Annotated in this window: 8 protein-coding genes; 5 read left to right on the forward strand and 3 right to left on the reverse strand. The window is 70.4% G+C overall.

Going from position 1 to position 6520, the window contains the following annotated elements; translation table 11 throughout:
• The first annotated feature begins 33 nt into the window (after positions 1-33).
• Both D7V88_RS37680 and D7V88_RS37685 read left to right on the forward strand, forming a co-directional pair.
• On the forward strand, positions 34-705 hold the full coding sequence (locus D7V88_RS37680; protein ID WP_208726708.1) for a hypothetical protein: 672 nt from the start codon (positions 34-36) through the stop codon (positions 703-705).
• Positions 706-748: 43 nt separating this feature from the next.
• On the forward strand, positions 749-1705 hold the full coding sequence (locus D7V88_RS37685; protein ID WP_120545391.1) for a GNAT family protein: 957 nt from the start codon (positions 749-751) through the stop codon (positions 1703-1705).
• A 2-nt stretch (positions 1706-1707) separates the two neighbouring features.
• Here D7V88_RS37685 and D7V88_RS43325 read toward each other — a convergent pair whose 3' ends face one another.
• Positions 1708-1854 carry a hypothetical protein gene (locus D7V88_RS43325; protein WP_158625248.1) on the reverse strand — a complete coding sequence of 49 codons (147 nt, stop codon included), beginning with the start codon at positions 1852-1854 and terminating at the stop codon, positions 1708-1710.
• A gap of 114 nt (positions 1855-1968) precedes the next feature.
• Positions 1969-2931 (reverse strand): ferritin-like domain-containing protein, encoded by a 963-nt coding sequence (locus D7V88_RS37690; RefSeq protein ID WP_147449041.1) that lies wholly within the window; start codon positions 2929-2931, stop codon positions 1969-1971.
• 122 nt (positions 2932-3053) lie between these two features.
• Between D7V88_RS37690 and D7V88_RS37695 the strand changes: the two genes are divergently transcribed.
• The 3 genes from D7V88_RS37695 to D7V88_RS37705 are packed head-to-tail and all read left to right on the forward strand — an operon-like array spanning position 3054 to position 5521.
• On the forward strand, positions 3054-4193 hold the full coding sequence (locus D7V88_RS37695; RefSeq protein ID WP_120545393.1) for a zinc finger protein: 1140 nt from the start codon (positions 3054-3056) through the stop codon (positions 4191-4193).
• 9 nt (positions 4194-4202) lie between these two features.
• Positions 4203-4535 (forward strand): YkgJ family cysteine cluster protein, encoded by a 333-nt coding sequence (locus D7V88_RS37700; protein WP_120545394.1) that lies wholly within the window; start codon positions 4203-4205, stop codon positions 4533-4535.
• Positions 4532-5521, forward strand: coding sequence for a hydrolase (locus D7V88_RS37705; RefSeq protein WP_120545395.1), 990 nt, complete (start codon positions 4532-4534; stop codon positions 5519-5521). Before D7V88_RS37700 ends, D7V88_RS37705 begins: the two co-directional genes overlap by 4 nt.
• A gap of 21 nt (positions 5522-5542) precedes the next feature.
• On the opposite strand, the gene D7V88_RS37710 is transcribed toward D7V88_RS37705, so the two are convergent.
• On the reverse strand, positions 5543-6151 hold the full coding sequence (locus D7V88_RS37710) for a hypothetical protein (RefSeq protein WP_120545396.1): 609 nt from the start codon (positions 6149-6151) through the stop codon (positions 5543-5545).
• Positions 6152-6520: the final 369 nt, after the last annotated feature.

Here is a 6520-nt window from a genome sequence, read left to right on the forward strand (position 1 = left end):
TCCCCATGGGGCCCGGTACGCGAGGACCCGCCCTTGAAACCCGCCCTGCCCCTGCTGCTGAGCACCCTGCTGCTATGGCCCGCCCTCGCTCCGGCGGCCCAGAAGGTCACCGTGCCGGTGGACGTGGGCGTGGGCCCGGCGGTGTTCATGTTCTTCGGGCCTGTCTTCGAGGATCAGCCCATCCACACGGGGCTGAAGCTGTCGGTGGACGCGGTGCTGGACAAGGAGTGGCTGCGCAAGAACCAGCGCGTCATCCCGGCCCGCTACCGCAAGCAGGCCACGAAGGTGGAGGAGATCCGCATCTCGCCGTCCATCTTCATCCCGGACTCGTTCATCATCTCGCCGAAGTACCGGGACACGGGGATGTACGGCATCACGTTCAAGCCACTGGGCCTGGGGCTGCCGCTGTCCTCCAGTCCGGTGCGCTTCACCGTGGGCGCGGGGCTGGTGTTGTCGTACGCGTACATGTTCTCCGACACGCTGCCGGACACGCACTTCCTGAGGCCCGGCGCGGAGGTGGGCGCGGACCTGGAGTTCCAGCTCGCGAAGAGCTTCCTCATCAGCGTGGGCTGGGAGTCCACCTTCTACGTGCCGCAGGAGCTGGGCGGACTGGGCCTGCCGGACAAGCTGGGCAACGGCATCTTCCACGTGGGACAGGCGTACCTGCAGTTCCACTTCCGCTTCCCGTACAGCACGCGGCTGTAGCGCTCGCGCCAGGGCGCGCCTCGCGTCTAGCCTGCGCGGCACCATGTCCCTCGTCCTCGCCACCGACGCGCAGAAGAGCGCACGCGACGCCGTCACCCACGCCGCGTGGGGTTCCCCACTGAGCGTGCCGCAGTACCAGGAGCGCGAGGCGCGGCTGCGGGCCCACCCGTGGAGCCGCGAGGCCATGAGCACGTGGCTGTGGCTGGGGGACGACGGCGCGGTGCAGGCCTCGTGCGAGACCTTCCGCACCGATAGCTTCCTGCGCGGCGTAGACGGACGGTTCGCGCAGGGCGACAGCTATGCCATCGCCAGCGTCTTCACGGAGGACCACCTGCGCGGCCGGGGGTACGCCACGCGGTTGATGGACGCGGTCGCCCTGGAACTTGAGCGCGTGGCGCCGCGTCCGCATTCCGTCGTCCTGTTCTCCGATGTCGGGGCGCCGCTGTATCGCCGCTCGGGGTACGTGGAGGTCCCGGCGTGGGACTGGCACCTGGACGCATCGCAAGAGGTGGGGGGACGCGCGGTGGACGGCGGACTCCAGGAGACGGACGTGGCCCGGGCGTTGGAGCGGATGCGCCGGCCCCAGGTGCCCTTCCATCTCTGGCCGACGGCCTCGCAGGTGGACTGGCACCTGGAGCGGGAGCGCATCTACGCGGAGCTACTGGAAAGGCCCCGGCCCCGGACGTGCGGCGCGGTGGTGGGTGCTTCCACGGCGCTGTGGACGATGATGGCCCGCTACGGCGAACTGGTGGTGCTGATGCTGGATGCGCGGGATGCTTCGGACGCGCAGGCCCTGCTCGCGGAGGCGCGTCGCGTGGCGCACCAGGCGGGACTCAAGCGCGTGGTGTGGTGGGAGGAGGCCGCGACGGCGCCGCTGCTCGCGGGCGTGCCCGGGGCCGTGCGGGTGCCGCGGGATGGGTCGCTGCCCATGCTGCGCCCCCTGCGCGCGGGCCTGCCTGCCGCTCCAGAGGTCCCCTTCCCTCGCGCCCTCTGGGTGTGACGTCACGGCCACAGCGTCGCCGTCAGCAGCCGCTGCGTGCGGAGCGATGCCTCGATCTTGTCGGCCTGTGTCGTCAGCCCCGGGCTGGAGGTGACTTCGCGGTGGGCACTTCTTCCGACAGCGCCCGGGATGAAGCGTGGGTCGAGCACATCCCCGCCTCGGGCAGCCCGAGCTATCAGCCCCGGGCCGGAGGTGACTTCGCGGCGGGCGTTTCCGCCGCCAGCGCCGTGAACGAGGCGCGGGCGACGGAACGTTTCCGGTGACTACGCCACCAGTCCCGCGAGGCCCTGGAACAGGGTCAGGGCCTGCTCTCGGGACGGCATCCCCGCATCGCGGATGAGCTGCTCCGGCGGCCGGTGCCCCTCCACTTCTTCTCCCAGGACGCGCAGCGCATCCCGCCGCGCCTGGAGCAACCTCTCCCGCTGCGTCGACGTCAGTCGCTCCTGGGCCCACGCATCCACGGCCCACGCCAGCTCCGCGTGGCGCACTTCATCCCTCGCGATGGCGCGCAGCGTATCGCGCACCTCGGGGTCCCGCGCGGTGCGCGACTGCCAGCCCGCCACGAAGGCCCCGAAGGTCTCCCGCACGCAGCCCTCGACGGCGTTCTCCAGGAGCATCTCCTCCAGCGAGCGGGCCTGGAAGGGCGGCAGGTCCACGTCGGGCAGGGTCGCGCCGTGGCGTTCGGCGAGCGCCTGCATCGCACGGGTGTGGCGGACCTCGTCTCCCGCGGAGCGGCGCGCGGCCTTCACCAGGGCGTCCGGCGCCCCATGCGCCTTGAGTTCGTCCGCGAGCCGCAGGAACGCCGGCACCGACGCCGCCTCCAGCCAGGCCGCGTGCGCGAAGAGCGCTCCCATCGCCCCGCCGGACTCCGGCACGAGCGCCTCCCGCAACCCCTCCGGCCGACGACCATCGTTGGAGCAAGTGACATAGTTGCACATCACCTCCGCCTTGCCGGCGACCGTGGAGGCCGTCGCGTAGCAGCCGGTGCTCCGGGCACCGTCGTCGCCCTGGTCGGGGCAGCTGTCGCAGGACGGACGACTCGGGAGGCTTCCATCCGCGTTGAGCGCGACGAGTCCACCACTGAGGGAGGTGGGGCCGTAGCCGCAATCCTCCCCGTTTCCACACCCCAGCCCCAGGGGCATCAGGGGCGCGGCCAACAGCAGGCTGTAGAGGGTGCGGCGCAGCATCCGGTGCTTCGGAATCACATCCAGCGTCCGACGAGACATGGGAACCTCCGCGTTTCCGTCCTGGAAACCGGCCTGGCTCCCCACCTCCGGCCCGGTGGGAATGAGCGGCGACCTTAACCCGGATGTGTCAGGGGGCAACAGGTCCCCTAGGATGCGCGCCCATGGCTGAACGAAGGCGCATCATCGAGGGCACCTGGAACTGCACTTCCTGCGGCGCGAAGAACATCCCCGCGCGCCACAAGAACTGCCCCTCCTGCAACAACCCGCGCGAGCTCACGGGCAAGGAGTCGGAGTTCGACTTCGGTGACGTGGACGCGGCCTCCGGCAAGTCGGTCCGCGAAGGCGTCACCGACGAACAGGCCCTGGACCTGGCCGGCGCGGGCGAGGACTGGTTCTGCGCCTACTGCGGCGCCTCCAACCGGGGCGACGCCAAGCGGTGCCGGCAGTGCTCCGCCGAGCGCGGCTCGGATGCGAAGGCCGCGCGCATCGCGGACCTGTCTCCCAAGCCGCCGCCGAAGCCCGCGCCCAAGCCAGGCAACGGGAAGAAGATCGCGCTCATCGTCATGGCCATCCTGGGCTCGTGCTGCTTCGGTACCTGCGCGATAGGTGCGTGGGGCAACATGACGCACGACTTCAAGGGAGAGGTCACCGCCACGAGCTGGCGTCGCGCCGTGGTGCAGGAGCGCTTCCTCCCGGAGGCGCGCACGGGCTGGAGGGATGAGCTGAGTTCCACTGCTCCGCGCATGCCGGTGAACGGCGCGGGCGAAGTGCCGGGCGTGACGAACATCCGCGGCTGCGTGTCCCGCCAGCGCGGCACCCGCAGGGTCGCGGATGGCACCGAGCGCGTGTGTCGCTCGAAGACCCGCAAGGTGGCGTGTGGCACCGAGGAGAAGTGCCGGCGCCGTGACAAGGGCAACGGCTTCGTCGAGGAGGTCTGCCACGACGAGACGAAGTACTGCAACGAGTCCTACGAGGACTGCCAGACGGAGACGCGCTACCGCAACGAGCCCGTCTATTCGCAGCAGTGCACCTACGACACGTACGCGTGGAAGCAGGTGGATCAGCGGGAGCTGAAGGGCACGGAGGATGCGCCGCGCTGGCCGGAGCTGACGGCCGGAACGAACGAGCGCGTGCGACGCGAGGAGTCCTACCGCGTCAACGTGCGCTATGACGACGACGGCGTGAAGGAACACGTGGTGGAGCCCACGCGCGAGGACGAGTTCCTCGGGTGGAAGAAGGGCCAGGGCGTCACGCTCACCGTGACGAACCTGGGCAAGGTCGAGAAGGCCATCCGCCGCTGAAGGAGTTGCATGGAGTGCACCTGCTGTGGCGCCTGCTGCGTGGCGCCGGACATCGCCGCGTTGGACAAGCCCCTGGGGCTCCGCTGCCCGCACCTGGGCGCGGACAACCTGTGCACCGTCTACGAGCGGAGGCCCCAGGTGTGCCGGGACTACGCGGCGGATGAGGTGTGCCGCCGCATCGAAGCGCCGACGTTGGAGGAGCGCGTGCACAACTACCTGGCGCTGTTCCAGCTCACGGGCGAAGCGGAGGCCGTGCGGGTGTCCGGCTGCGCCTCCATGCGAGCGGCCCGGACGGTGGCGGGCCTGTCGGGACGGACTCGGGTGCTGGGAGACGTGACGTGAAGTTCCAACCGACTGAACCCTTCATCCCCGCGCCGGGGATTCGCGGCGCGAATGCGCAGACCATCTTCGCCTCGCTCGCGCGGCCCACCCGTTCGCCGCCCCTGCGGCGGGAGCGCAAGGAGCTGCCGGACGGGGACTTCGTCGACCTGGACAGCTTCGACGGTCCGACGGGCGCTCCACACGTGGTGGTGCTGCATGGCCTGGAGGGGTCGTCCCAGGCGGGCTACGTCACCGAGGTCCTGCGGGGCGCGGCGAAGCGCGGCTGGGGCGCCACGGCGATCAACTTCCGCTCGTGCAGCGGGGAGCCGAACCGGCTGGCGCGGGCGTACCACTCCGGGGACACGAGCGACACGCTGCTCGTGATGGCGGACGTGCGCTCGCGCGTCACCGGCCCGATGCTCGCGGTGGGGTTCTCGCTGGGGGCCAACGTGCTGTGCCGGCTCCTGGAGGAGACGGGCGACGCGGCCCCGGTGGCCGCCGCGGTGTCCATCAGCGCGCCGTATGATCTGGACGCGTGCTGCCGGAAGCTGGACAGCGGTGACGGCTTCCTCTGGTTCTACCGCAAGCGGTTCCTGCGCACGCTCAAGAGCAAGTCCCGCGCGAAGCTCCGGCGGTTTCCGGGCGCGTTCGATTTGAAGACGATGCAGGCGGCGCACACCATCCGGGCGTTCGACGACGTCGTCACCGGACCGCTGCACGGCTTCCAGGGCGCGGAACACTACTACCGGGAGGCGTCCTCGGGTCCCCGGTTGGGAGACATCCGCCGGCCCACGCTGCTGTTGAGCTCCGCGGATGATCCGATGCTGGTGACGCCGGTGATTCCACGGACGGCGCCGGACAACCCGTTCATCCACGTGGTGTTGACCGAGCACGGTGGCCACGTGGGCTTCGTCGGAGGCAGCCTGCTCCGACCGTCCTTCTGGGCCGAGAACCAGGCGCTGGTGTTCTTCGAACAGGTGCTCGCGCAGCGGCTGGCGGCGACGTAGCGCGCGCCTGGCCGCGAGAGGTCAGCCGAAGAAGAGGGCGAAGCCGAGCTTCGCGGACGGCTGCAGGGCGCGCATGCCCCAGGAGCGCGTCTCCACGGGCGTCAGCGCGTCGCGGAAGGGTTCGTCGAGTTTCTGGAGGCTGGGGACCGCCATCTCCATGACGCTCATGCCGCCGCGCACGAAGAAGCTGAGCCGCCGCGTGGCGTTGAATTCCAGGCCCAGGTGGGCACTGGCGTACGAGTAGCCCACGCGCTCCATGGAGGACGCGGGCAACAGCGTCCGGTCCGCGAGTCTCCGGTTGAGCGTCTCGGTGCTCGCGGCCTGCGCGTGGCCGAGTTCCAGGGACAGCGAGGGAGAGAAGGTTCCGCGCAGCGGCAGCAGCGTGAGTCCCACGCGCGCGGCACCGCGCAATCCGTTGTGCGCACCGCCGATGTGCAGGCGGACGTGAGGCGAAGGCCGGAAGACCGCGGAGAGTCCCGCGCCTTCGGGCATGCCCGCGTCGAGCATCAGTCCGAAGGGTGCCAGGCGTTCCGGATCACTCGTGCGGCGCCGCAGCTCCTGCGTCTGGGCGATGGCGGTGTGCGCCGCCAGGACCACGAATGCCGCGGTGATGGTGGACACCGCTCCCATGAGGCTTCTCCCCGTTCCAGACACCGCGGCTACCCGCGATGAGATTTGCGAGGCGCGCCGGCTCCCGGGAGCAACCCATCCACGGAACCCGACGTCTCTTGCTTCCCCCCGACCCGCCACTCCACTCCCGCCTTTGATCCCTGTCGTGTGCCGGCGGTCGCGTTCCCGTGAGCTGCCAACAGGCTCGATCACGACGGCCCCGCACCGACATGCCCTGCGTGCATCACTGCCCTTCACTCCCGTCCGGCGGACCGCGACCGCATTGCCGAACTCCCCCAACCTGCGCACTGCCCCATCCCGTCGCACAGCCCCGTACAGCGTCCTGCTTGCTGCCTTGCTTCAACCCCCACTGCCTTTGCTGCCCCGACC

The sequence above is a fragment of the Corallococcus terminator genome (assembly GCF_003611635.1).
In the GTDB taxonomy this organism is placed as follows: domain Bacteria; phylum Myxococcota; class Myxococcia; order Myxococcales; family Myxococcaceae; genus Corallococcus; species Corallococcus terminator.